This window comes from Sedimenticola sp., assembly GCF_050289425.1.
In the GTDB taxonomy this organism is placed as follows: domain Bacteria; phylum Pseudomonadota; class Gammaproteobacteria; order Chromatiales; family Chromatiaceae; genus Sedimenticola.
On the sequence record NZ_JBNKFS010000007.1, the window covers coordinates 131,013 to 152,699 of the forward strand.

Consider the following 21,687-nt stretch of genomic DNA (forward strand, 5'->3'; position numbering starts at 1 on the left):
CTGGCAAGCTATAGACCAGAAATTGCTGGAATCCTTTGGTAAATATAGTGCCTGTAAGCGTGTAGTGCCGAGCCAAGACAGATATCTGCCCGGTTAGGAATATAAGGGAAGTCTCGTTGCGTTAACCGATAGGTGAGAGTGCGGGTTGTGCCTGCCCATCCGCTTTCGCCAGGCGGATAAAAAAGGCCAGGAGTGCCGGTACCACAAAGAGTGTCAAGAGGGTGGAGAGAGCCAGCCCGCCCAAGATGACGGCTCCCAGGCCACGGTACAGCTCCGTGCCCGAGCCTTGGGCGATAACCAGTGGCAAGAGACCAAACAGACTGGTTGTGGTACTCATGAAGATGGGTCTGATACGGGTCCGGACCGCATTGGTGATGGCTTCCACTCCCTGGATTCCCTCATAGCGCACATTGTTGAGCGTTTGGTGCACGATCAGGATGGCATTATTCACCACCGTGCCAACCAGGATGATAAAACCAAGCATCACCAGGATGTCGAACGGCTGCGGGGCGATAAACAGATCGACCAGCCTCAATCCGATAAACCCTCCAGCCGCCGCCAGTGGTACCGAGAGCAAAATGATCAACGGATAGAGATAGTGGCCAAACAGTGCCGACATGAGTAGATAAGTGATCACCACTGCCATCAGCAGATTCCACTGCAGGGCGATCCGTGTCTCGGTCAGCTTATCGGCGTTGCCGCCGACAGCCACTTTGACCCCCGTCAGTTTTTGGCCCTTTTCCAAGTTGGGAACTAGCTGGTCGGAAATGGTCTCCATTGCCGCCTGCAACGGCATGTCGTCCGGCGGTGTTACCTGCAGCCGGATGTTTCGTTTACGCTCCAGGTGGTTGATTTGGGTCATCCCCTGACCATAGGTAAGGTGTGCCAGGTCGCCGACCCTGACCAGCTCCCCGTAGCGATTGGCGATAGTCTTCTCCAACAGGTCTTCGGGGGTCGACTCAACGGCGTCGTCGCTCTTGATCACCAAGTCCATCACTTTTTTGCCGTCGGGTTTGTATTCGCCGATCTTCCGGCCATCCATCAATATGTCCACATAGATCCCCAGCTCCTGTTCAGTGAGCCCGTTGGCGAGCACACGGGAACGATCGGGTATCAGATTGGCTTCCGGATAACTGATCTCCAGCGACGGTACCGGACGCACCTGGGCCTGGGGGATGGCTTGTTTGATGGCGCCAAACAGGGCGCGCGATGCGGCCACAATCTGGTCGCTGTCGACGCCGGATACATTGACGTCCACGGTTCTTCCCTCGCCGATACCGGACTCGAAAATACCGCGTTGGATACTGACGCCAAACATGCCGGGGATGGCATTCATCACCCGGGTGAACAGCGGCATCATCAGGCGCGCCTCGTCGACGTGGGCACTGGTGCCGCCGAACAGGGTAACGGCGTCCGATGCGACATAGAAAATATTACTGATCTGGGGGATACCATCCTTCCAGTCTTCGTTCAGATAGGGCGATAGCTGATTGTGGATATATTCGCCTATCTCGTGTCGCTTCTGTTCCGAATATCCCGGCGGCGGCACCAGTATGTTGAGAATTAGATTGCGATTGCCCTGCGGCAGGTATTCCGCTTTGGGAGTGAGATAGATCACCGCCACGATGGATACGCTGGTGAAAAAACCGACGGTCAACAGCCGCGTAAAGCTGTTCTTCAGCGTGAAGCGGGAGAAATACATCACCGTGCGGACAAACAGATTGCCATTGTCGGTCGTGGCATAACGTTCGGCAACGGGCCGCTTGGCCAATCCATACAGTTTATTGGTTACCGCCGGTATGACTGAGATAGAGACAAACAGGCTGATGGTGATCGAGGCGGTGATGGCGATCGCGATGTCCCGAAACAGTTGGCCAGCCTCTTCCTCAATGAAAAGTACCGGAAGGAAAACCGCAACCGTCGTCAGGGTGGAGGCGAGTACCGCCCCCCATACTTCACGGGTGCCGTCATAGGAGGCGGCAAAAGGGCTTTTGCCCATACGGCGATGACGGTCAATATTTTCCAGCACCACAATTGAATTATCCACCAACATCCCTACGGCAAAGGTGATGCCGGCCAGACTCATCACATTGATGTTGCGGTCGAACAGATACATGAAGAAGAAGGTCCCCATTACTGAGATGGGGATGGCGATGGCGACGGTCAGCGTGGAGCTGACGGAGCGCAGGAACAGCAGCAGCACGATAATGGCCAGTGCACCGCCGATCATGAGGTTTATTTTGACGGTATCGATGGCGGTATTGATGTAGGGCGTCTGATCGTATACCCAGTCGAAATAGAGATTGTTTTCGGCCAGCAGGGTCTCGTTCAACTGTTCAACCACCTGCCGCATCTGGTTGGTCAAGGCTAAAACATTGGCGCCGGCTTCTTTCCTGATACCCACCACGATCATCGCCTGACCATTGTGCAAAACGGCCGGTGGGTTGGCGGAATAGCCGAAACCGGCGCTGGCGACATCCTTGAGATAGAGGCGGTTGAGTCCGTCATCCAACAGCAGTGTCTCGCCCACTTCATCAGGGGTCTGGAACTGACTGGTGGTGCGGATCCGGTAGTTACGTTTGGACAGGCCGAGTACGCCAGCGGAGGTGTCACTGTTGGCGGACTGGATGCGATTGATCACCTGTCCCAGGGTGATTTGATGCGTCGCCAGACGCTGTGGATCAACGGTGATTTCCAGTCGTTTGTCACTGCCGCCAAAAATGAACAGAGAGCCCACGCCCGGGACGCGCTCCAGCAAGTGCCTGACCTCGTTATTGAAAAAAGTGCGGTAAGTGGTGATCAGGGTCGGATCGCCGGACTTGGTTTTCAGCATCATCCAGATAACCGGTGAATTCTCTTCACTGGAGGTGCTGGCGACCGGCTTTTGCGCATTTTCCGGATAGTCCGTCACCTCATTGAGTTTGTTTGAAACCTGCACCATGGCGTCGTTCAGCTCGGTGCCGACCTTGAATGTGAGGCTGATAGTCCCATAGTCATTAAAACTGGAGCTCTCCATCACGGCCAGGCCCGGCACGCTCTTCAGTACCTCTTCCTGTTCCTCGATAATCTCTTTTTCTATTTCATAGGGGCTGGCTCCCGGCCAGGTGGTGCGAACGCTGATCTTCGGCGCTTCCACGTCGGGGGTGAGTTGTACGGGGAGCCGGTCGAGTCCGATCAGGCCGAAAAGTATCACCAGGATGACGACGGCAAAGGTCGATACCGGCTGGTCGATCGAGTGTTTGACGATGTCCATAACTTACCTATTGTTACTCACAATCTGCACCGACTGGTCCGGCCGCAGCCGGTCATTGCCATCCACCACCACCTGCATACCCGCCGCCAAGGGAGAACGGGTTACGCCCAGAAGATTACCGGTACGTGTGACGATATCGATCGGCATCAGTTTTGCCTTGCCATCCTGAATGCTGTAGACAAAGTCCTTGCCCTTGAAATTGACCAGGGCATCCCGTGGGACCATCAGCAAACGCTGTCTCTGGCTGGTGGCTATGTCGACACTGGCGGTCATGTTCTGGATCATTCCCGTGCGATAGGGTATGCCGATCTTGAGCGTAACGCTTTTACTGCGCAGGTTTGCCACCGGAACCAGGCCGCGTATTTTTCCTTCCAATTGCAGATTCATAGCCGGAATGGTTACCGGCACGGTGGCCCCGGGTTGCTGGTAACGGGCCAGATTCTCGGAGACGGCCACCCGGACCAGCAGATCCTGGGTCGAGGCAATCCGACAGACCGGAACACCGGGATCGATCCATTCACCGCTCTCTTTCAGCTTTTCCAGGACTACACCGTCGAATGGGGCGCGTACCGTACTCTTATTCAGCTGTAGTTTGAGCCGCTCCATCTCTTCATCCAGCGTTTCGCGCTTTTTCTGTAGTGACCGGTGGTCATAGAGCGCGTCTTCATAGGCTTGTCGGCTGGCGGAATTCGTCGCCAACAGGCTCTCCAGCCGTTTCAAGGTCCGGTTCAACTTTTCTATGTCGGCAGAGACTTGAGCACGCTGCTTCTGCTTGATGTCCATGTCTTTCAGTATCAGGTCGGTGTTGAGCTCAATCAGCGGCTCTCCGGCCTTGATCAATGTCCCCTCGACGGCATACTGATGAATCACCTGTCCGGATACTTCTCCCGATACGGCGGAAATGCGATCGAAGTCGACGACTCCGGTGTGTGCGCTGGTAGTGGCGATCTCCTGTTCCTGAACCGTTGTGACCACCACACGTGATGGCGGCAGATCGGCGGCCAGAGCGGTCTGGCTAGCTACAAACGACAGCAGGTACAGAAATGGTTGGGTCAGTTTCATCGCAAGTTTTCCATCAAGCGTAACAACAGTTGCTGCAATATTGTTCGTTCGGATTCAGCCAGGCCTTCCAATGCATGGGCGCGAAAATCCAGCGCCACCGATTCCAGCTCGCGGCGTTGCTGCAGGGCCAATGGGGAGAGAAAGACCCGTGTGGAACGACGGTCTTCGGGATCTCGCTCCCTCACTACCATCCCTTTAAGCTCCAGTTTTTCCAGGATGCGCGTGATGTTGGGTCGATCCTTGCCCAGTAACGTGGCGATTTCATGTTGATTCAGGCCGTCGCGTTCCCAGAGTAAACCCAGTAGGGCAAATTGAACCGGGGTGATGTCATAGGGACGCAGCGCCTTGGCAAAGGCGTGCTTGAATAGTGCGGCTGTCCGTAATAACTGAAATCCCGGACCGTCTCTAAGGGTATATGGCATAAGATAAAATCGGCTTTAGTTGTTGTGACAACTTATTGCCGGTATGGACCAATGTCAACCGAATTTTGTGTTCAGGTTTGGTTCAGGATGGGGTGCTTAGACTGACATCAACGGTGAGGGAATGGGCTCTCACCACAAGCGAAAAAAGGAAGCCATCATGAAAAAGCAAACTCTAATACTGGCTATGAGCATACTGGCGGTACCCGGCCTTGGGCTGGCGGACAATGACTTTCACGATAAAGCACGGGTGCTAAGCAGCCAGCCTCTCTATGAGACGGTGCGTGTGAATCAACCGGAAGAGCGCTGCTGGAATGAGCAGGTGCGTCACCGTGGCGGATCACGCAGTGAATCCTATACCCCAACCATTGCCGGAGCCATCGTTGGTGGTGTCGTAGGCAATCAGTTTGGAAAGGGTAAGGGCAAGGATGCCATGACGGTGGCGGGGGCCATATTGGGCGCGTCAGTAGGTAACGATCTCGGTAAGCGGCCGACTCGCGGCTATGTAACCAGCGAACGCCGTTGCGAACTGGTGGATCACTACCGAGAGCATGAGGAGCTGGTGGGTTATGATGTAAAATATAAATATCAGGGCCAGGTATTCCACACGCGTACGGACCGGGAACCGGGAAGGTTTATCAATGTACGGGTATCCGTGGTGCCTGCCGAAGGGTATGACTTTCGGGAGTATGACTGAAAGTCGGAAGATTAACCGCTCCCAAGGGAGGCTCGTATGGTTTTAGTAAGTCGGCGCCGATTGTTGGCAGGTGTATTGTGGAGCTGTCTGCTGTTCTGTCTGCCCGTGATGGTTCAGCAATACAACCATACCGGTGTCAGGGCCGACAGTCAGAAGGGTCGCGGTGGCGTGGACCTGGATACGACCGTGGAACGGATCCGCAAGCAGACAGGTGGTCGCGTCCTGCATGCCGAAACCTTGAATAACCAGGGTAACCGGGAACACCATGTGAGGATTATTACCGATCGCGGAACGGTAAAGCGCTATCGGGTGGATGCGGGTTCCGGGGAGGATGTTTCGCCCGGTCACAATCGGCGCTGAGGAGTCACTATGCGCGTGTTGGTCGTGGAAGATGAACCCGGTCTGAGAAACCAGTTGCATCAGCGTCTGAATACTGAGGGATATGCGGTAGAGGTCGCTGCGGACGGTGAAGAGGGGCGCTATTTTGGATTGGAATTTCCCTTTGATCTGGCGATTATCGACCTGGGACTGCCGAAGTTGTCCGGTATCGAGTTGATACGTAGCCTGCGGCAACAGCAGATTGCCTTCCCGATCCTGATCCTGACCGCGCGCGATAATTGGCAGGACAAGGTAGAGGGGCTAGAGGTGGGAGCGGACGACTATTTGGTCAAGCCGTTTAACATGGCGGAGTTGCTGGCACGACTCAATGCCCTGTTGAGGCGCTCGGCCGGTTTTGCCTCGCCGCAGATCGAATGGGGACCGATTGCGCTGAATACTATGCAGCAAATCGCCACCCTGAATGGGCAGGAAGTGTCCCTGACGGCTTATGAATACAAGGTACTGGAGTACCTGATGCTGCATGCGGGGAAGGTAGTGTCAAAGAGTGAGTTGACGGAGCATATTTACGATCAGGATTTTGACCGGGACTCCAATGTGCTGGAGGTCTTCATACGCCGGTTGAGGAAGAAGTTTGATCCGGAAGGCCAACTGCAGCCGATAGAAACGTTGCGCGGTCGGGGGTATCGTTTTGCCCAGAAGCTTCCCGCCGGCTAATGCGGTCTATCCATAGCAGACTGTTATTGGCCGCGTCGGTGGTGCTGGCCGCCTTTCTGGGGCTCGGTGCCTTGGCGTTGGACGACGCCTATCGGGACAGTGCTGAAAATGCCATGCAGACCCAACTGATGGGCCAAGTGTATGCCCTGCTTGGTGCCGCCGATGCCGACAGCCAGGGGCGAATGCGCCTGCCCCAATCCTTGCCCGATCCCCGTTTTTCCAACCCCGCATCCGGACTGCTTGCTCAAGTCAGCGGAGAAAAGGGTGGCTATCACTGGCACTCACCGTCCGCTGTCGGCCGGCAGCTTCCGATGCCGAATGGTATCCCTCCCGGTCAACCTCAATTCCGTTACCTCCCCTCCAGTGAACCGCTCTATCTCCTCAGTTACGCACTGCTTTGGGAGGATGATAGCGGTGCGGAGTTGGCTTACCTGTTCGTGGTGGCGGAGAATGCCGCACCGTTGCAAGCCCGGGTTGCCGCCTTCAGGAAATCAATACTGATCTGGCTGGGCGGCGCGGCGCTGATTTTGCTGCTGGTACAGGGAGCCGTGTTGCGTTGGGGGTTGAAGCCATTACGCCAGGTGGCGGCCGATCTGCGAATGATCGAGACCGGTGAACGGGGGCGGCTGGAGGGGGATTATCCACGGGAGCTGCGTCGCCTGACCGACGGCATCAACTCCATGATTCGGCATAGTGCCGCCAGTCGGGATCGCTACCGAAACAGCCTGGGTGACTTGGCCCACAGCTTGAAAACACCGCTGGCGGTACTGCAGGGGGCCGCCGAGGGTGAGGATACGGCACTGCTGCGCGAGGCTGTGTCGGAACAGGTGGCGCGCATGAATGACATTGTTCAGTACCAGCTGAAATCGGCGGCGGCCGCCGGCCGCGGGGCGGGACTCGCGCAGGCGACTGCGCTGCGTCCCATCCTGGATCGTTTGATCAAAACCCTGCAGAAGGTTTACCAGGATAAAGCGATCCAGTGTCGTTGTGAGGTGACGGCCGGTACGCTTTTCCCCGGTGAGTCGGGAGATTTGATGGAGTGCCTGGGCAATATCCTGGAAAATGCCTTCAAATATGCCCGCAATCGCGTGACTGTCTCGCTGGATCACGATGCGAATGGGGGAGAGACTGCGGCGATCTGTCTCTGCGTTGCGGATGATGGTCCCGGGATTCCGGCATCTGTCAGAGAGCGTGTGCTACGGCGGGGTGAGCGTGGGGATCAGCAGTTGCCCGGGCAGGGGATAGGGCTTTCCGTTGCCAGCGAGATTGTGCGACTCTATGGTGGGGAGTTGGAGATTGGGGAGAGCGATTGGGGCGGTGCCGTGATCAGGTTGAGGATGCCCGGTCAGCCGTTGGAACACTAAGTTGATCTAAAATAGTAAAAAAAACGCTAAACCCATTGATATTTCAGCCGTTATATCGGATTGTACGCACTGCGGGACAGTTCAGGGCCTGTCTGTGTCACGAATGGGGTCGAGAATTCGATGTTATTGAGCAAGAAGAGAGCGAAAACAACGCTCCAGGTAGGGATGGGCTTTCATGCCGATGGCCTCTCCCTGGTTACCATCGATCAGGCAGGCGACAAACGTCGTCTTGCGAGTTGCCAGTTCTATGCCTTCGACGGCGAAATCCCGGTTGAGCTGAACCAGGCGATCAAAGCGCAAGGACTACGGGGTGTCCCGGTGGTGGCCGTGCTGCCACCGAACAGCTACTCGCTGTTCCAGTTGGAAGCCCCGGAAGTCGAGCACGAAGAGTTGAAAAGTGCTATCCGCTGGCGGATCAAGGATCTGCTGGATTATCACATCGACGATGCGGTTCTGGATATCTTCGATCTACCGGTCTCCCAGCGCAGAAGCGGTCCGCGGATGATGTATGTGGTTGTCACCAAGAAATCGATGATCCAGCAGTATGTCGATCAGTTGGAGTCGCTTGGCCTGGCCATCAACGCCATAGACATTACCGAATTGGCATTGCGTAACGTATTGGCGCTGACCGGTGAACCGGAGGGTTTCCAGGCGCTACTTTATCTCCCGCCCAGCTATGGACTGATTGAGATTGTGCAGGGCGATACGCTCTATCTCAATCGGCGGATCGAGATCAGCGGCAATGACCTCGAGGAGCAGGGCGGTTTTGGGCTGCAGGAACAGCTCGATACCCTGGTGCTCGAGCTGCAACGTTCCCTGGATTATCACGAAAGCCAATTTGTTCTGGGCGCGGTACCGACGATCTCTGTTATTGCCCCTGAATCGAGAAAGGATCAATTGCAGGTACTGGCGGACGAGAGTCTGGCGGCGAAAGTCAAACTGTTCGACCTGTCGACAGCGTTGGACGGCCTGGATGCGGTGGATCCGACGGTGCTTTACCGTAGTCTACCCGCTATCGGCGCTGCCTTAAGGAGCGATTGAGGATGCGCAAGCAGCAGATCAATCTCTATCAGCCGCTGTTTCGTAAACAGCCGGCGGCGTTTTCGTTCAACACATTGTTGAAAACGGTGTTGTTATCGGTTTCGGCTATGGCGGCGTTATCCGGACTGGGAGCCTGGCAGGGCGCGCAGTTGAATGACCAGTTCAAATCGGCTGAGGCTCGACGTGATAAGTTACAGGATGGTTTGACGCAGATGGCGGAACGGCTTCCCAAACCCACCGTCAATAAGATGCTGGAGAGTGAACGGCAGCAGTTGACAGAGAAGCGCAAAGCCGGATTGAGCGTGCTAACTATGCTGAAGAGTCGGCTATCCGCCAACCAGACCGGTTTTTCAAGTGTGTTTGAAGGGCTGGCTAGGCAATCCTTCCCTGAACTCTGGTTTACCCATATTGAGATCACCCAGGCTGGCGATTTTCTCTTGTTAAAAGGGAAGTCGCTGCAACCCGAATGGGTACCGCTACTATTGAAAAATTTGCAGCAAGAACCGGCCTTTGCGGGAAAGAGTTTCCAGGTGGTGGAGATGGTGCGCGAGGATGATCTGGCACAGGCTCTGGATTTTAGCCTGATGACCGCCAGCAGGAGTGTCGAACCATGAACGCTCTGTTGGAAAAGGCGCTGCAACTGCCAGAGCGTTTTGACAGGCTTAGTAGCCGTGAGCGGATTATGATTTTGATCCTGGTACTGGCCATGGTGGCGGGTGTCTGGTTTAACCTGCTCTGGTATCCGCAAACGGTGCTTCAGGGACAGCTTAAAAGTAACCTTAACCAACTGGATGAGCAGATTCGGCAACTTGATGGCCAATTGGCCGGGATGGTGAAGCGGGCGGAGCAAGATCCTAACGTAAAGATCAAGCAGGAACTGGCTGAGCTGAGGCGTTTTGTTGCCGAAATGGAGCAACAGATCAAAGGCACGACGGCGGCATTGATCGAGCCCAGGGAGATGGCGCAAATGCTGGAGAGTATGTTGCTCAGCAACCAATCCCTCCAGTTGTTGCGGCTCAGTACGTTGAAAACGGAGCCGTTGATGGGCCAAGGTGAGCCGTCTGTTGGAGACAAGGCGAAAAAAGGTGATTCGGCCAAAGTAGCCGAAAACAATATCTACCGTCATCCCTTTACTATCGAATTTGAAGGCAGCTATCTGGCAGTGCTTAACTATCTCAAGGCGCTGGAAAGCTTGCCCGGGCGTTTTTTCTGGGACGGCATTGAGCTGGTGACCAGCGATTATCCGACTGCCCGGGTCAAATTACAGTTGCACACATTGAGTCTGTCGGAGGGGTGGATAGGTGTATAAGTTCATCCACTATGGGGTATTGGGTACGCTACTGTTTACCCATGCGCCAACTTGGGGGGAGCTGCGTGATCCCATGCGACCCTATGGTTTCCAGCAGGCAGGTCATGCGCAATCCGATACCACGGCCCCGTCCGCTTTGGATGCGAATTCCTTACGCCTTTCAGGTATATTCTCAGGGCCGAACGGGAAGAGCGCGGTCATCAATGGTCATCGCCTGCGGGTTGGCGATCAGATCGACGGTGCCCGGCTGGTCGCCATACATTCGCACGCCATCGAGCTCGACATGGCGGGAGATATAATCAAAATCGAACTGTTGCCGATCCGTGTCAAAACGCCGGCAATGGCTGTTTCCGGAGGGGGAGAATGAGTCTGTTTCCTTGTGTGGTCAAGTCATCTTTGCTGCTCGGATCCCTACTGTTATTGGTAGGCTGTCAGAGCATGGCTCCGCAAGATGGCGGCACCATGGGCAAAATTCAGCAAGATCTGAAAACCGCCCCGGTAACCAAGGCGAAACCCGCGCCGATACCGCCTCCAGCGGTTACGGCGGCGCTGCTACCGCCGGTGGATATGTCGCTTCCCAAGGCCGGCAAACGTGCCCAAGAGGCACGCTTTGACGTCAATGTCAGTGAAGTGCCGGTACGCGCTTTTCTGATGGGGCTGGTGGAGGGTACACCCTATAACATGGTGGTCCATCCACAGGTTGAAGGGAACCTGTCGCTCAGCCTCAAACAGGTCACCATACCGGAGGTGATGGAGATACTTCGGGATGTATACGGTTACGAGTTTCAACGGGTTCGTAGCGGCTTTCAGGTGTTGCCGGCCAGGCTGCAGTCACGCATTTTTCAGGTCAACTATCTCAACCTAAAGCGTAGCGGCAGTTCGCAAACCCGGGTCAGTTCGGGACAGGTTACCTCATCCGGCAGCAGTGACAGTGAAGATTCCGGTAGCGACTCGACAGCCAGTGGTGTGACCTCGGGCAGCGAAATCAATACCACTTCGGAGGCGGACTTCTGGACCGAGTTGTCCGGCGCCATTCAATCCATCGTGGGTACGGGAGCCGACCGGTCGGTGGTGGTGTCGCCCCAGTCTGGCATCGTCGTAGTACGCGCCATGCCCCATGAATTGCGTGAGGTGGAAGCCTACCTGCAGACAACCAATGAAGCGATGCATCGCCAGGTGGTTCTGGAAGCCAAGGTGATTGAGGTGGAACTGAGTGACGGCTACCAGGCCGGCATTAACTGGGCCAAGATGATGAAGGTTGACGGTAACAGTTTCAGTATTGGTCAGACCGGCGGTTCGTCGCTGTTCACCAATCCCGGCGATGAAAAGGTTACCCTGCTTTCCGGCGGTATCACGTCGCCTACGGAAGCATCACCGGTCAGTTTCACCAGTTTTTCCGCTTTTGGTGGCCTGTTTGGTGCCGCGTTGAATACCGGCAGTTTTATGGCCTTTATCGAGCTGCTGGAGTCACAAGGCAATGTGCAGGTTCTCTCCAGCCCCCGGATAGCGACCCTGAATAACCAGAAGGCCGTCATCAAGGTGGGCAGCGATGAGTTCTTTGTCACGGATGTCTCCAGCACCACTACCACCGGTACCTCGACGACTACGACACCGGATATTACCCTGACCCCGTTCTTTTCCGGTATCGCCCTGGATGTGACGCCACAGATCGACCGGCAGGGTAGGGTCACGCTGCATATCCATCCTTCGGTCAGTCAAGTTACCGATCAACAGAAGGTGATTCAGGTCGGCAATGAGACTCAGAACCTGCCGCTGGCCAAGAGTACCGTGCGCGAATCGGACAGTTTGGTGTATGCCCAGAGTGGTCAGCTGGTGGTGATCGGTGGCCTGATGCAGGATACCCGCGGTGAGGAGGTGGCCTCTACGCCTGTGCTGGGTGATCTGCCTTTTTTGGGACAGCTGTTCAGGCATACCCGACAGGCGGCGAAGAAGAGTGAACTGGTCATCGTGTTACGGCCCACCGTGGTGGAGAGTGCCGAGACCTGGCGCGCCAGGGTGTCCGATGCCGCCAACCGGTTCCAACGGCTGGATCGCGGTTTCCACTATGGTAGTCAACCGGAGGTATTTGGCAATCTCGGTGAAAAGACTGAGTGACTCATGTACGAAGCACACTTTGGACTCAAAGCACTCCCCTTTAGTCTGACGCCGGATACGGAGTATTTCTTCTCTTATGCCGACCACCAGGAGGCGTTGAACGTCCTGCTGGTGGCACTGCGGATGGGCGAAGGCTTCATCAAGATCACCGGTGAAGTCGGCACGGGAAAAACCCTGATCTGCCGCAAGTTACTCAATACCCTTGCCGATGAGGGCATGGTCACCGCCTACATACCCAACCCTTACCTGACGCCGTCGGCACTTCGCCACTCACTGGCGGAGGAGCTGGGCGTGGACTATCCGATGAATATCGGCAGCCATCGCGCCCTGCAGCGGATCAATAAGCGACTGATGACGTTGAAGGCCGAGGGACGGCAAGTGATCCTGCTACTGGATGAAGCCCAGGCGCTGCCGGAAGAGACACTGGAAGCGATACGGCTGCTGACCAATCTGGAAACGGAGAAGAGCAAGCTGCTGCAGGTGGTGCTGTTTGGTCAACCGGAACTGGATGACCATCTGGAGAGACCTTCCATACGTCAACTGAAACAGCGCATAACCTTTACCTACGCCATTCATCCATTGAATACCGAAGGGTGCCGTGGCTATGTTCAGCATCGCACCCGGGTAGCGGGGCATCAGGGTGATGCCCTGTTTAAGGACAAAGCACTGGACTGGCTCTGTAAGGGAAGCCGGGGTATTCCCCGGCTGATCAATATTCTGGCGCATAAATCGATGTTGGCCGCCTACGGCGAGGGTAAATCGAAGGTGGAAAAGGGCCATGTCAGAAGGGCGATCGATGATACCGAGGGGGCCGCTTATCGGCAGCGGGGGGTAGCACGCCTCTATCAATCGCTATTCAGGCGTCAAGCGGTGGTGGCTGTGCGGAGTAGGGGGTGAGCCTGATCAATCAAATGCTGCGTGACCTGGATAAGCGGGATGCGAACGGGCAGGCGCGGCCGATCATTACACCCGAACCGGTCCCTTTATCTCACTCTACAGACGGTGGAAGGCGTCGGTTGATTTGGCTACTACTGCCAGTCCTGGCGGCAGTGGCTGTCGTGGGCTATTTCCAGTGGCCACTTGAGCCATCGGCATCGGTGGTTACGGATGTCTCTGCCGTGCCGGATAGCGTGCCTATTGTAAGGGCTAGTGCTAGCCGTGAAATCCCCGTTGCGGAATCCGTCGTGTCGGTTGCGCAAGGCTCGCCACAGGTGGAGGCAGTGCTGCAGCCGTCGCCGGGTAAAACGGAGCCGGTGGTCGCCTCAGTCGAGGTGACTGAGAAACAGCCGCATGTTGTTGAGTCTGATATAGCGATGCCTGTAGTCTCGGTCGAACCGGTCAGTCCACCACATAAAACGTTGCCGGCAGGACCGTCTGAGACCCGCTTGCCGAAACCGACAAGCCCGGTCAATCTGCCGATGCCACCGCAACCGATGGCGCCGGACAACACCCTGTCTGAGCGGACTGCAGCCAGCGAACTCCGCCCGCAGGTTAAACCGAATGCCGGGCCATCAATCTCCGGGAACGCCGTGCCGACTAATGTGGTTCAAGTGACCAAGGTGACACCCGAGGCGGTGCGTGATTCAGCGGACACGGTTTATCGGACGGCACTGATGCAGTTGAATGAAGGACAACTGCAGGAGGCCGAAGCGTCGTTACGTCATACCCTGACACTGGATCGCTCGCACATCGAGGCCCGACGGCTGCTGGCCATGCTGTTGCTCAATAAGGGTGAACAGAGCGAGGCTGCTCTCCTGCTGGATGAGGGTTTGAGGCTGGTTCCCGATGCTGTTCCCCTGGTTATCTTGCGTGGCCGGTTGGCGCTGGAGAGAGAGGATTATTCGACTGCTGTCCGGCTGCTTGAGCGGCAACGCGCGGCCAGCGGTGATGACAATGAATTACTGTCGCTGCTGGCCTCGGCCTATCAGCAGACACGTCAATTTGGCGAAGCGGCCGCCCTGTATCGGCAGATTGTTGTGCAACAGCCGGGCAACGCCCGGGCCCTTGCCGGGCTGGCAATCTCGCTGGATGCCACGGGAGCCTATAGCGAGGCGTTGAGCCGCTACCGCGAGGCGTTGGCTGCCGACAGCCTTCCGTCGGAAGTGAATGAGTATGCCCGGCAACGGGTCTCGGTATTATCGGTGGAGCGATAACAGCATGAGTGAAGAACTGACAACCGCCAATCCGACAGAGGTAACGCGCAGTCGCAAACGGATCCGTATTGGTGATCTGCTGGTTGAAAACAAGGTGATCTCGGAAGGTCAGTTGCAGGCTGCCTTGGCGGAGCAAAAACGTTCGGGTCACAAACTTGGCTATACCCTCATCGAACTGGGCTTTATCGATGAACAACGATTGCTCGATTTCCTCTCTCAGCAATTGCAGATCCCCTATATCGATCTCACCTCTTATCCGTTGCAGCCGGAAATGGTTAAGCAGATTCAAGAAACCCTGGCACGACGCTACCGGGTGATTGTGCTCGAGGTGCGTGACAAGGATGTACTGGTGGGCATGGCCGATCCCACAGACCTGTTTGCCTATGATGAACTGGGCCATGTGCTGAAGAAGCGGGTGCGTCAGGCGGTTGTTCGGGAGAGTGATCTGCTGGAGGCGCTGGATCGCATGTACCGGCGCTCCGAAGAATTGACCTCTCTGGCGGGCGAGCTACATGAAGATTTGACCCAGGGAGATTTCGATCTCGGTCAGTTGATGCAAACAGTCGAAGCGGGGGATGCCCCGGTAATTCGCCTGCTGCAGACGCTGTTTGAAGATGCGCTGCAAGCCAAGGCTTCCGATATCCATATCGAACCGGATGAGGATGTGCTGCGTATACGTCAGCGGATCGACGGCGTGCTACACGAACAGGTGATGAATGAACGGCGTATCGCCCCGGCGTTGGTGCAGCGTTTGAAGTTGCTGGCCAGTTTGGATATCTCGGAAAAACGTCTGCCCCAGGATGGCCGTTTCCAGATTAAAGTGAAACGGCGCTCCATCGATGTCCGTCTCTCCACTATGCCGGTGCAGCATGGCGAGGCGGTGGTGATGCGATTGCTGGATCAGAGTTCGGGTATCCTCAGCCTGGATGATCTGGGTTTCGAAGCAGAAATGCTGCAACGCCTGCGGATGCTGATCCAAAAGCCGCATGGCATGGTACTGGTTACCGGCCCTACCGGCAGTGGCAAAACCACCACGCTCTATTCCGCCTTGAATGAGCTCAATACCGCTGAAAAGAAAGTCATCACTGTGGAAGACCCGGTTGAATACCGTTTGCCGCGTATCAATCAGGTTCAGGTTCACGATCAGATCGGGTTAAGTTTCGCACGGGTGCTGCGCACCGCCATGCGTCAGGATCCGGATATCCTGTTGGTGGGTGAGATGCGGGACCTGGAGACGGCACAGATCGGCTTGCGCGCGGCGATTACCGGCCACTTCGTGCTCTCAACTGTGCACACCAACAGTGCGATTGCTACCGTCAGCCGACTGCTGGATATGGGAGCGCCCGGATACCTGATGGCCTCTTCGTTGCTGGCCATTGTGGCGCAGCGCCTGGTCAGGCGTATCTGTAGCCACTGTGCCGTTCCCTATGAACCCAATCCGATCGAACAGGCTTGGCTGGACGGGGTATCACACACACATGATCTCAGTGGCCTGCGTATCGGTCGCGGCTGTAATCGCTGTGGCAACACGGGATATAAGGGGCGCATCGGAGTCTATGAACTGTTGGAGCTGAACGGTGAAATGGCCTCGGCGTTGCGCCGCGACGACCACGAAGCTTTTAGTCGTGTCGCGCTCAACAGCAAACAGTTCGAACCGCTTTGGCAAGCGGTATTGCGTTTTGCTTCTCAGGGGGTGACGTCGTTGAGCGAAGCGATTCGGATTTCGGGCGATGTGGACGTAGCGGATTGAGTATGAATTCGCACATCCAGGTACATAAAAGCTAATGCGGGCATATCAATACAAGGCGCGTAACCGTCGCGGCGAAGCGATGACCGGCACTCTGGAGGGGGAAACCCCGGAGGCGATTGCCGAACAACTGTTTCGTTCCAATCTCACTCCCATCGATATCACTCCGGTTGAACGGCGCGGGATCAGCAAGGAGATCAAGCTGAGCTGGTTCAGTCCCGAAGTCAAACTGGATGAACTGGTGCTGCTCTGCCGCCAACTCTACACCCTGCAAAAAGCCGGTGTACCGATCTTGCGTGGCTTGGCCAGCCTTATCGAAACGACTCGTAACCCAACGCTGGCGGTAGCTTTGAAAGGTATCGTTGAGGATATCCAATCGGGACGTGAATTGCATATGGCATTGGCCCGATATCCGGCCATCTTTTCGCCGCTGTTTATCAGTATGATCAAAGTGGGTGAAAGTACCGGTCGACTGGATGACACCTTCCTGCAATTGGCCGGTTATCTGGAGTTGGAAAAGGAGACCCGCAATCGCATCAAAACGGCCACTCGCTACCCCCTGACGGTGTTGCTGGCGATTGTCCTGGCGGTGGTGATTATCAATATCTGGGTGATTCCCGCTTTCGCCGACGCCTTTGCCCGTTTCGATGCTGAACTGCCGCTGGCCACGCGCATCCTCCTTGGGGTTTCTCAGTTCACCCTGAACTGGTGGCCCTATCTACTGGCAGGTATCACCGGGTCGTTGTTGGCGTTGAGCTTCTGGATACGCACCGAAGAGGGCGGCTATGTCTGGTCACGAACGATTTTACGAACCCCGTTGATCGGACATATTCTCAAAAAGGCGATACTCGGCCGTTTTTGTCGTTCGCTGGCGTTGGCGATGCGCTCCGGCGTACCGCTGGTGCAGGCGTTGTCAGTGATCTCCGGCGTGGTGAATAACGCCTTTATCAGCGAGCGTATTCTGAGCATGCGCGATGGCATCGAGAGTGGCGACAGTATCGCCCGAACTGCCGCCGCCACCGGTATGTTTACCCCCATGGTGTTGCAGATGATCGCCATCGGCGAAGAGTCCGGAGCGGTTGACGATCTATTGCTGGAGACCGCAGAACATTACGAGCGGGAAGTGAAATACGATCTGGCCCGACTCTCGGATGCCATCGAGCCGGTAATCATTGTCATCATCGGCGTCATGGTCTTGATCCTGGCATTGGGGGTCTTCCTGCCGATGTGGGATCTCTCCTCGGCGGTACACAAACGCTAGGAGCTGTGAACGGCGCTAAGCCGTCTTACCGAAACGATTTCCCGGCAGTCCGTAGATCTGCAAGCCGCGCCAGGCGACCGGGATGCCCCAGAAGATCAACGGGTAGTAAAACCACAGATGGTCACTGCTGGTAATAATATCGATCAGAAACAGCCCCAGATTGACCATCAGGTAGGTCAGCAGGTGGCGTTGAAATTTGGCTTTCGGCTTATTTATCGGTTGCTGATTCGACGGCATTGGGCGCTGTTCCAGGGGTGCTGTCTCTTGGAAAGCTGCAGCGGCACCACCACCTTCACGCCGTTGCTGCAGCCGGGCGACTTCCGTATCGAAAGCGGAGGCGAGGGCCTTTAGCGTTTCCAGGGAAGCGCTGCCACCCTGTTCCAGTCGTTGGATGGTTCGAGTACTTAATCCACTGATCTCGGCCAGTTGGTCTTGCGACCAGGCCCGGTTCAAACGCTCTGTTTTCAGCCAGTTTTCCGCAACGGTCATTGAGGTCACCTTCGTTGTCAGGCCAGACTGTGCACCGATTCGGCTGCCGCTACCACGACAGCCGGGTGACAGGATTACGACAGTGGATACAACTTATTGATATGTAATCTGTTTATTCGGTGTCCTGGTCGGATTAACCTTCGCTCAGCAGATTGCGTAGATCGATCACGGCGGCATTGGCACGTGAGATATAGGAAGCCATGACCAGCGAATAGTTGGTCACCAGGCCAAAGCCGCCGCCGTTGAGTACCATCGGACTCATCACCGGTTGTTGGGTTGCTTCCAATTCGCGCACGATTTGACGCAAACTTACCAGCGCATTTTTCTTGACCAGGATGTCACGGAAATCCAGTTCCACGGCACGCAGGAAATGGACCAGTGCCCAGGTTGATCCTCTGGCTTCGAAGAAGACATCGTCGATCTCCAGCCAGGGGGTATGCACCTCGACCTGGGTCGGGGCCTGGGTGGATTGGGCCGCATTGGGATCGCCCGCCAGATCGGTATTGATGCGCTCTTGCCCGACACTGGCGCTGAGTCGTTGGGAGAGGCTGCCGAGACGCTTTTCCACCACCGACAGCCAGTCGCGCAGGTTATCGGCGCGTGCGTAGAACTGGGTGTTCTGGGCGTTACTTGCTGACAATTCAGCCAGATAGTGGCGCAGCGCTTTCAAACCCTCGCGGTACTCACCTTCGGTGGAGGGTAGGATCCAGGAATCGTTGCTGAAATTGAACTGTGGTTCGGCCACCGACAGGTCCTTGTTCTCCGTAGACTGGGACTGGGAACGGCTGATGTCATTGCGCAAGGCCCGGGCCAAGTCCCGGGATTGGACCAGCGCACCGAACTCCCAGTTGGGTATGTTATCCAGCAAGACGCCGGGAGGCATGACGTCATTGCTCAGGTAACCGCCCGGTTTATCCAGCAGTGTCTCCATGACATGAATCAGCGCGGCGGTGGTATGCGCACCGGTGACCGTTTCGGCTCCGGCCAACTCTTGGCGGGTATTTTCCTGGATATCGAATGCATCCGGTTCCAGGCTCCAATAGACACTGAGCACATACATGACAACCAGTAGCGTGACTGCGGCCAGGCCGCTGGTCCAGAGCCAGCCTTTTTCCCGCAGGGTCTGCGGATGGTAGAGCAGGGTAATACGACGAACCAGGTTACTCAGTCTCTTTCCCAGGGAGGTCAGAAAATTATTCACTTGTTATAGTTCCCTATAAATGATTGTCCAATGACGGTCTGAATTGGGACAATAAGTCCAGTTTGCACTGACTGCGGTTGATCGGTTTAAACCGATAGCTGGCAAGAGTATCCCATATTTGAAGGAGTGATGTATGACCAAAACCTATGATCTGATCGCAATCGGTGGCGGAAGCGGTGGGCTTTCAGCCGCCGAGCGGGCAGCCAAATATGGGGCACGTACAGCGGTTGTGGAAGCCGGCAAGTTGGGTGGGACCTGTGTCAACCTGGGCTGCGTACCGAAGAAAATTATGTGGTATGGCGCCTCTATTGCCCACACCCTGCACGACGCGGAGGCCTACGGATTCTCGGTGCGGCAGGAGGGCTTCGACTGGGGACGGCTGATTAGTGAACGTAACCGCTATGTGTCCAATATCAACAGTTGGTATCACACCTACCTGGCCGATTCCAATATCGATGAGATCAGCGGTTATGCACGGTTTGTGGATGATCACACCCTGGAGGTGAATGGTGAGCGCTACCAGGCCGACCATATTGTCATCGCGCCAGGCTCCTATCCCGTGGTGCCGGATATCGAGGGGGCCGAGTTGGGCATTACCTCGGACGGTTTTTTTGCGCTGACGGAACAGCCACGGCGAGTCGCCGTGGTAGGCAGTGGTTACATTGCGGTGGAGCTGGCCGGCATGCTGAATGCGGTTGGCTGTGAAGTGAGTATGTTTCTGCGTGGGGAGCATCTGTTACGCCGCTTCGATGACATGCTGCGGGAGAGCCTGATGGAAGAGATGTTGAACGATGGCGTCAATATCATTTCATCATCGAGTATCGATAGGGTGGAGCGCGCGGATGACGGCACCCTCAGCCTCTATTGCGCCCAGAGCGGCCAGGTGCAGAGTGGATTCGATCAACTCATTTGGGCGATTGGACGCAAACCGGCCGCGGCCGGCCTGGGTTTGGAAAATACCGGCATTGAATGCGACGATGGAGGCTATATTCCCGTGGATGCCTTCCAGAATACCGCCGTATCCGGACTCTACGCCCTGGGCGATGTGACGCGTGCACCACAGTTGACACCGGTGGCGATTGCGGCGGCACGGCGTCTCTCCGATCGCCTGTTTGGCGGCATGCTGGATCGCCGACTCGATTATTCGCTGGTTCCCAGTGTGGTGTTCTCCCATCCCCCGATTGCCACGGTCGGTTTAACTGAGGATGAGGCGCGGGCTTCACACGGTGAAGCGGTCAAAGTGTATCAGACACGCTTTACCCCCATGTATCACGCGTTTACCGAACGTCAGAGCAAGGTGGCGATGAAGCTGGTCTGCGTGGGGGCACAGGAGAAGATTGTCGGCTGTCATGTTATCGGATTTGGGGCGGACGAGATGCTGCAGGGCTTCGCCGTGGCGATTCGTATGGGCGCTACCAAGCAGGACTTTGATGACACCATCGCCATTCATCCTACCGGCGCAGAAGAGTTGGTGACCATGCGCTGAGTGGCTGCGACCGTTCAGGCTAATTGTGGGCGGCGGTCATCCCCTCCGCCATATGCAGGTAGTTGGTCAGGCGCTGTTGGGTAATCTTGCCACTCTGCACCGCCGCGCGCAGGGCACAGCCCGGTTCATGCTGATGGCTGCAATTGCTGAATTTACAGTGGCCCAGATAGTCGCGGAATTCGATGAAACCGTTGGCCAGGGCGTCCAGGCTTAACTGTCCCAGCCTGAAACTCCGTACCCCGGGGGAGTCGATGAGGTGACCGCCGCTGGGTAGCTGATACAACGTGGTGGCAGAGGTGGTGTGACAGCCTTGGCCGGATGCCTCGGACAGACGGCCGATCTGGATCTCTATATCCGGTAGCAACGCTTTTACCAATGATGACTTGCCTACCCCGGATTGTCCCACCAGTATACTGGTCTGGTCTTTCAGCTGTTCAATCAGAGGGTCCAGTCCGTGCTCGTATTTGGCACTGATTTCGATTAATGGATAACCGATCTGCGGGTAATGGCCGAATTGCCGGTTAAAAGCGGATAGCGCCTCCCGGTCCATCAGATCTTTTTTGTTCAATGCGATCAGGGTACGTACGCCGATCTGTTCTGCAGCGACCAGGTATTGGTCTACCAAATAGGGGGTTGGTGCGGGCTCGGGGGCGAGGACGATAACCAGTTGGCTGATGTTGGCTGCCAGGGCGCGTGCTTCACCGCTGTAATTGGGGCGGATCAGCGCCGTGTCGCGCGGGATAATGGCAGTGACCACGCCTTGGTTGTCACCGGTGGGTTGCCAGACGACTCGGTCGCCACAAACCACCTGGCCGATATTCTGTCTGGATAGACAGTGTAGGTAGTGGCCGGCGTCGTCGGTGATCACCAGATTCTGGCCGTGGCGCGTGATGACCAGGCCTTCGCGGGACGGCTGCGGATCCGTCACGTCGCTAAGCGCTTGGTCCGCTTGCTCCTCCAGTCTGTTTCTACGCCGCTGCTGTATCGCCTTGATGCGTTCGCGCTGTTGCCGGGTCAATCGCCGTTTTGCCATGCGA

The 21,687-nt window shown here is 56.2% G+C and carries 20 protein-coding genes; 14 read left to right on the forward strand and 6 right to left on the reverse strand.

What is annotated here, in order from left to right:
- Positions 1-121: 121 nt before the first annotated feature.
- Genes ACQY5R_RS06960 through ACQY5R_RS06970 form a run of 3 tightly spaced genes read right to left on the reverse strand, consistent with a single transcriptional unit; the run spans position 122 to position 4,737 of the window.
- Positions 122-3,253, reverse strand: coding sequence for an efflux RND transporter permease subunit (locus ACQY5R_RS06960; RefSeq protein ID WP_428606216.1), 3,132 nt, complete (start codon positions 3,251-3,253; stop codon positions 122-124).
- Between the two features lie 3 nt (positions 3,254-3,256).
- The gene (locus tag ACQY5R_RS06965) at positions 3,257-4,315 is read right to left on the reverse strand and encodes an efflux RND transporter periplasmic adaptor subunit (RefSeq protein ID WP_428606219.1); all 1,059 of its coding nucleotides are present in this window, start codon (positions 4,313-4,315) and stop codon (positions 3,257-3,259) included.
- Positions 4,312-4,737, reverse strand: a complete 426-nt coding sequence (locus ACQY5R_RS06970) for a MarR family winged helix-turn-helix transcriptional regulator (protein ID WP_428606222.1) — start codon at positions 4,735-4,737, stop codon at positions 4,312-4,314. The genes ACQY5R_RS06965 and ACQY5R_RS06970 overlap by 4 nt, the downstream gene beginning before the upstream one ends.
- A gap of 157 nt (positions 4,738-4,894) precedes the next feature.
- Between ACQY5R_RS06970 and ACQY5R_RS06975 the strand changes: the two genes are divergently transcribed.
- The 13 genes from ACQY5R_RS06975 (at position 4,895) to ACQY5R_RS07035 (ending at position 17,474) form a co-directional block, all read left to right on the forward strand.
- Positions 4,895-5,431: a glycine zipper 2TM domain-containing protein gene (locus tag ACQY5R_RS06975; protein ID WP_428606224.1), complete on the forward strand. Its 537-nt coding sequence runs from the start codon at positions 4,895-4,897 to the stop codon at positions 5,429-5,431.
- 36 nt (positions 5,432-5,467) lie between these two features.
- Positions 5,468-5,791 (forward strand): PepSY domain-containing protein, encoded by a 324-nt coding sequence (locus ACQY5R_RS06980; RefSeq protein ID WP_428606226.1) that lies wholly within the window; start codon positions 5,468-5,470, stop codon positions 5,789-5,791.
- 9 nt (positions 5,792-5,800) lie between these two features.
- Positions 5,801-6,484 (forward strand): response regulator transcription factor, encoded by a 684-nt coding sequence (locus ACQY5R_RS06985; protein WP_428606228.1) that lies wholly within the window; start codon positions 5,801-5,803, stop codon positions 6,482-6,484.
- Positions 6,485-6,510: 26 nt separating this feature from the next.
- Positions 6,511-7,848: an ATP-binding protein gene (locus ACQY5R_RS06990; protein ID WP_428606230.1), complete on the forward strand. Its 1,338-nt coding sequence runs from the start codon at positions 6,511-6,513 to the stop codon at positions 7,846-7,848.
- Positions 7,849-7,968: 120 nt separating this feature from the next.
- Positions 7,969-8,889: a hypothetical protein gene (locus tag ACQY5R_RS06995; protein WP_428606232.1), complete on the forward strand. Its 921-nt coding sequence runs from the start codon at positions 7,969-7,971 to the stop codon at positions 8,887-8,889.
- 2 nt (positions 8,890-8,891) lie between these two features.
- Entirely contained in the window at positions 8,892-9,503 is a 612-nt protein-coding gene (locus ACQY5R_RS07000) for a PilN domain-containing protein (RefSeq protein WP_428606234.1), read from the forward strand.
- A complete protein-coding gene (gspM, locus tag ACQY5R_RS07005) occupies positions 9,500-10,198 on the forward strand; it encodes a type II secretion system protein GspM (protein ID WP_428606236.1) in 699 nt (232 codons plus the stop codon). Before ACQY5R_RS07000 ends, gspM begins: the two co-directional genes overlap by 4 nt.
- Positions 10,191-10,565, forward strand: coding sequence for a hypothetical protein (locus ACQY5R_RS07010; RefSeq protein ID WP_428606237.1), 375 nt, complete (start codon positions 10,191-10,193; stop codon positions 10,563-10,565). Before gspM ends, ACQY5R_RS07010 begins: the two co-directional genes overlap by 8 nt.
- Positions 10,562-12,313 carry a pilus (MSHA type) biogenesis protein MshL gene (mshL, locus tag ACQY5R_RS07015; RefSeq protein WP_428606239.1) on the forward strand — a complete coding sequence of 584 codons (1,752 nt, stop codon included), beginning with the start codon at positions 10,562-10,564 and terminating at the stop codon, positions 12,311-12,313. The genes ACQY5R_RS07010 and mshL overlap by 4 nt, the downstream gene beginning before the upstream one ends.
- Before the next feature lie 3 nt (positions 12,314-12,316).
- A complete protein-coding gene (locus ACQY5R_RS07020; RefSeq protein WP_428606241.1) occupies positions 12,317-13,210 on the forward strand; it encodes an ExeA family protein in 894 nt (297 codons plus the stop codon).
- The gene (locus ACQY5R_RS07025) at positions 13,207-14,466 is read left to right on the forward strand and encodes a tetratricopeptide repeat protein (RefSeq protein ID WP_428606244.1); all 1,260 of its coding nucleotides are present in this window, start codon (positions 13,207-13,209) and stop codon (positions 14,464-14,466) included. The genes ACQY5R_RS07020 and ACQY5R_RS07025 overlap by 4 nt, the downstream gene beginning before the upstream one ends.
- A 4-nt stretch (positions 14,467-14,470) precedes the next feature.
- Positions 14,471-16,216, forward strand: coding sequence for a GspE/PulE family protein (locus ACQY5R_RS07030; protein WP_428606246.1), 1,746 nt, complete (start codon positions 14,471-14,473; stop codon positions 16,214-16,216).
- A gap of 34 nt (positions 16,217-16,250) precedes the next feature.
- Positions 16,251-17,474: a type II secretion system F family protein gene (locus tag ACQY5R_RS07035; RefSeq protein ID WP_428606249.1), complete on the forward strand. Its 1,224-nt coding sequence runs from the start codon at positions 16,251-16,253 to the stop codon at positions 17,472-17,474.
- 15 nt (positions 17,475-17,489) lie between these two features.
- Here ACQY5R_RS07035 and ACQY5R_RS07040 read toward each other — a convergent pair whose 3' ends face one another.
- Both ACQY5R_RS07040 and ACQY5R_RS07045 read right to left on the reverse strand, forming a co-directional pair.
- Complete coding sequence (locus ACQY5R_RS07040) at positions 17,490-17,963, reverse strand: 2TM domain-containing protein (protein WP_428606252.1); 474 nt, start codon at positions 17,961-17,963, stop codon at positions 17,490-17,492.
- 133 nt (positions 17,964-18,096) lie between these two features.
- Positions 18,097-19,164, reverse strand: a complete 1,068-nt coding sequence (locus ACQY5R_RS07045) for a DUF2333 family protein (protein WP_428606254.1) — start codon at positions 19,162-19,164, stop codon at positions 18,097-18,099.
- A 133-nt stretch (positions 19,165-19,297) separates the two neighbouring features.
- Here ACQY5R_RS07045 and gorA point away from each other — a divergent pair, with 133 nt between their 5' ends.
- Positions 19,298-20,650 carry a glutathione-disulfide reductase gene (gene gorA / locus ACQY5R_RS07050; RefSeq protein WP_428606257.1) on the forward strand — a complete coding sequence of 451 codons (1,353 nt, stop codon included), beginning with the start codon at positions 19,298-19,300 and terminating at the stop codon, positions 20,648-20,650.
- Between the two features lie 19 nt (positions 20,651-20,669).
- Here the strand turns inward: gorA and rsgA are convergent, their stop codons facing one another.
- Positions 20,670-21,683, reverse strand: coding sequence for a small ribosomal subunit biogenesis GTPase RsgA (rsgA, locus tag ACQY5R_RS07055; RefSeq protein WP_428606259.1), 1,014 nt, complete (start codon positions 21,681-21,683; stop codon positions 20,670-20,672).
- Positions 21,684-21,687: the final 4 nt, after the last annotated feature.

Excerpts from the sequence above, each read along its gene's own strand:
- ACQY5R_RS06965 (WP_428606219.1), bottom strand. The coding sequence starts at position 4,315 with ATGAAACTGACCCAACCATTTCTGTACCTGCTGTCGTTTGTAGCTAGC.
- ACQY5R_RS06980 (WP_428606226.1), top strand. The coding sequence starts at position 5,468 with ATGGTTTTAGTAAGTCGGCGCCGATTGTTGGCAGGTGTATTGTGGAGC.
- ACQY5R_RS07020 (WP_428606241.1), top strand. The coding sequence starts at position 12,317 with ATGTACGAAGCACACTTTGGACTCAAAGCACTCCCCTTTAGTCTGACG.
- mshL (WP_428606239.1), top strand. The coding sequence starts at position 10,562 with ATGAGTCTGTTTCCTTGTGTGGTCAAGTCATCTTTGCTGCTCGGATCC.
- rsgA (WP_428606259.1), bottom strand. The coding sequence starts at position 21,683 with ATGGCAAAACGGCGATTGACCCGGCAACAGCGCGAACGCATCAAGGCG.
- gspM (WP_428606236.1), top strand. The coding sequence starts at position 9,500 with ATGAACGCTCTGTTGGAAAAGGCGCTGCAACTGCCAGAGCGTTTTGAC.
- ACQY5R_RS07035 (WP_428606249.1), top strand. The coding sequence starts at position 16,251 with ATGCGGGCATATCAATACAAGGCGCGTAACCGTCGCGGCGAAGCGATG.
- ACQY5R_RS07040 (WP_428606252.1), bottom strand. The coding sequence starts at position 17,963 with ATGACCGTTGCGGAAAACTGGCTGAAAACAGAGCGTTTGAACCGGGCC.
- ACQY5R_RS07000 (WP_428606234.1), top strand. The coding sequence starts at position 8,892 with ATGCGCAAGCAGCAGATCAATCTCTATCAGCCGCTGTTTCGTAAACAG.
- ACQY5R_RS07030 (WP_428606246.1), top strand. The coding sequence starts at position 14,471 with ATGAGTGAAGAACTGACAACCGCCAATCCGACAGAGGTAACGCGCAGT.
- ACQY5R_RS06975 (WP_428606224.1), top strand. The coding sequence starts at position 4,895 with ATGAAAAAGCAAACTCTAATACTGGCTATGAGCATACTGGCGGTACCC.
- gorA (WP_428606257.1), top strand. The coding sequence starts at position 19,298 with ATGACCAAAACCTATGATCTGATCGCAATCGGTGGCGGAAGCGGTGGG.
- ACQY5R_RS06985 (WP_428606228.1), top strand. The coding sequence starts at position 5,801 with ATGCGCGTGTTGGTCGTGGAAGATGAACCCGGTCTGAGAAACCAGTTG.
- ACQY5R_RS06995 (WP_428606232.1), top strand. The coding sequence starts at position 7,969 with ATGTTATTGAGCAAGAAGAGAGCGAAAACAACGCTCCAGGTAGGGATG.
- ACQY5R_RS06970 (WP_428606222.1), bottom strand. The coding sequence starts at position 4,737 with ATGCCATATACCCTTAGAGACGGTCCGGGATTTCAGTTATTACGGACA.
- ACQY5R_RS06960 (WP_428606216.1), bottom strand. The coding sequence starts at position 3,253 with ATGGACATCGTCAAACACTCGATCGACCAGCCGGTATCGACCTTTGCC.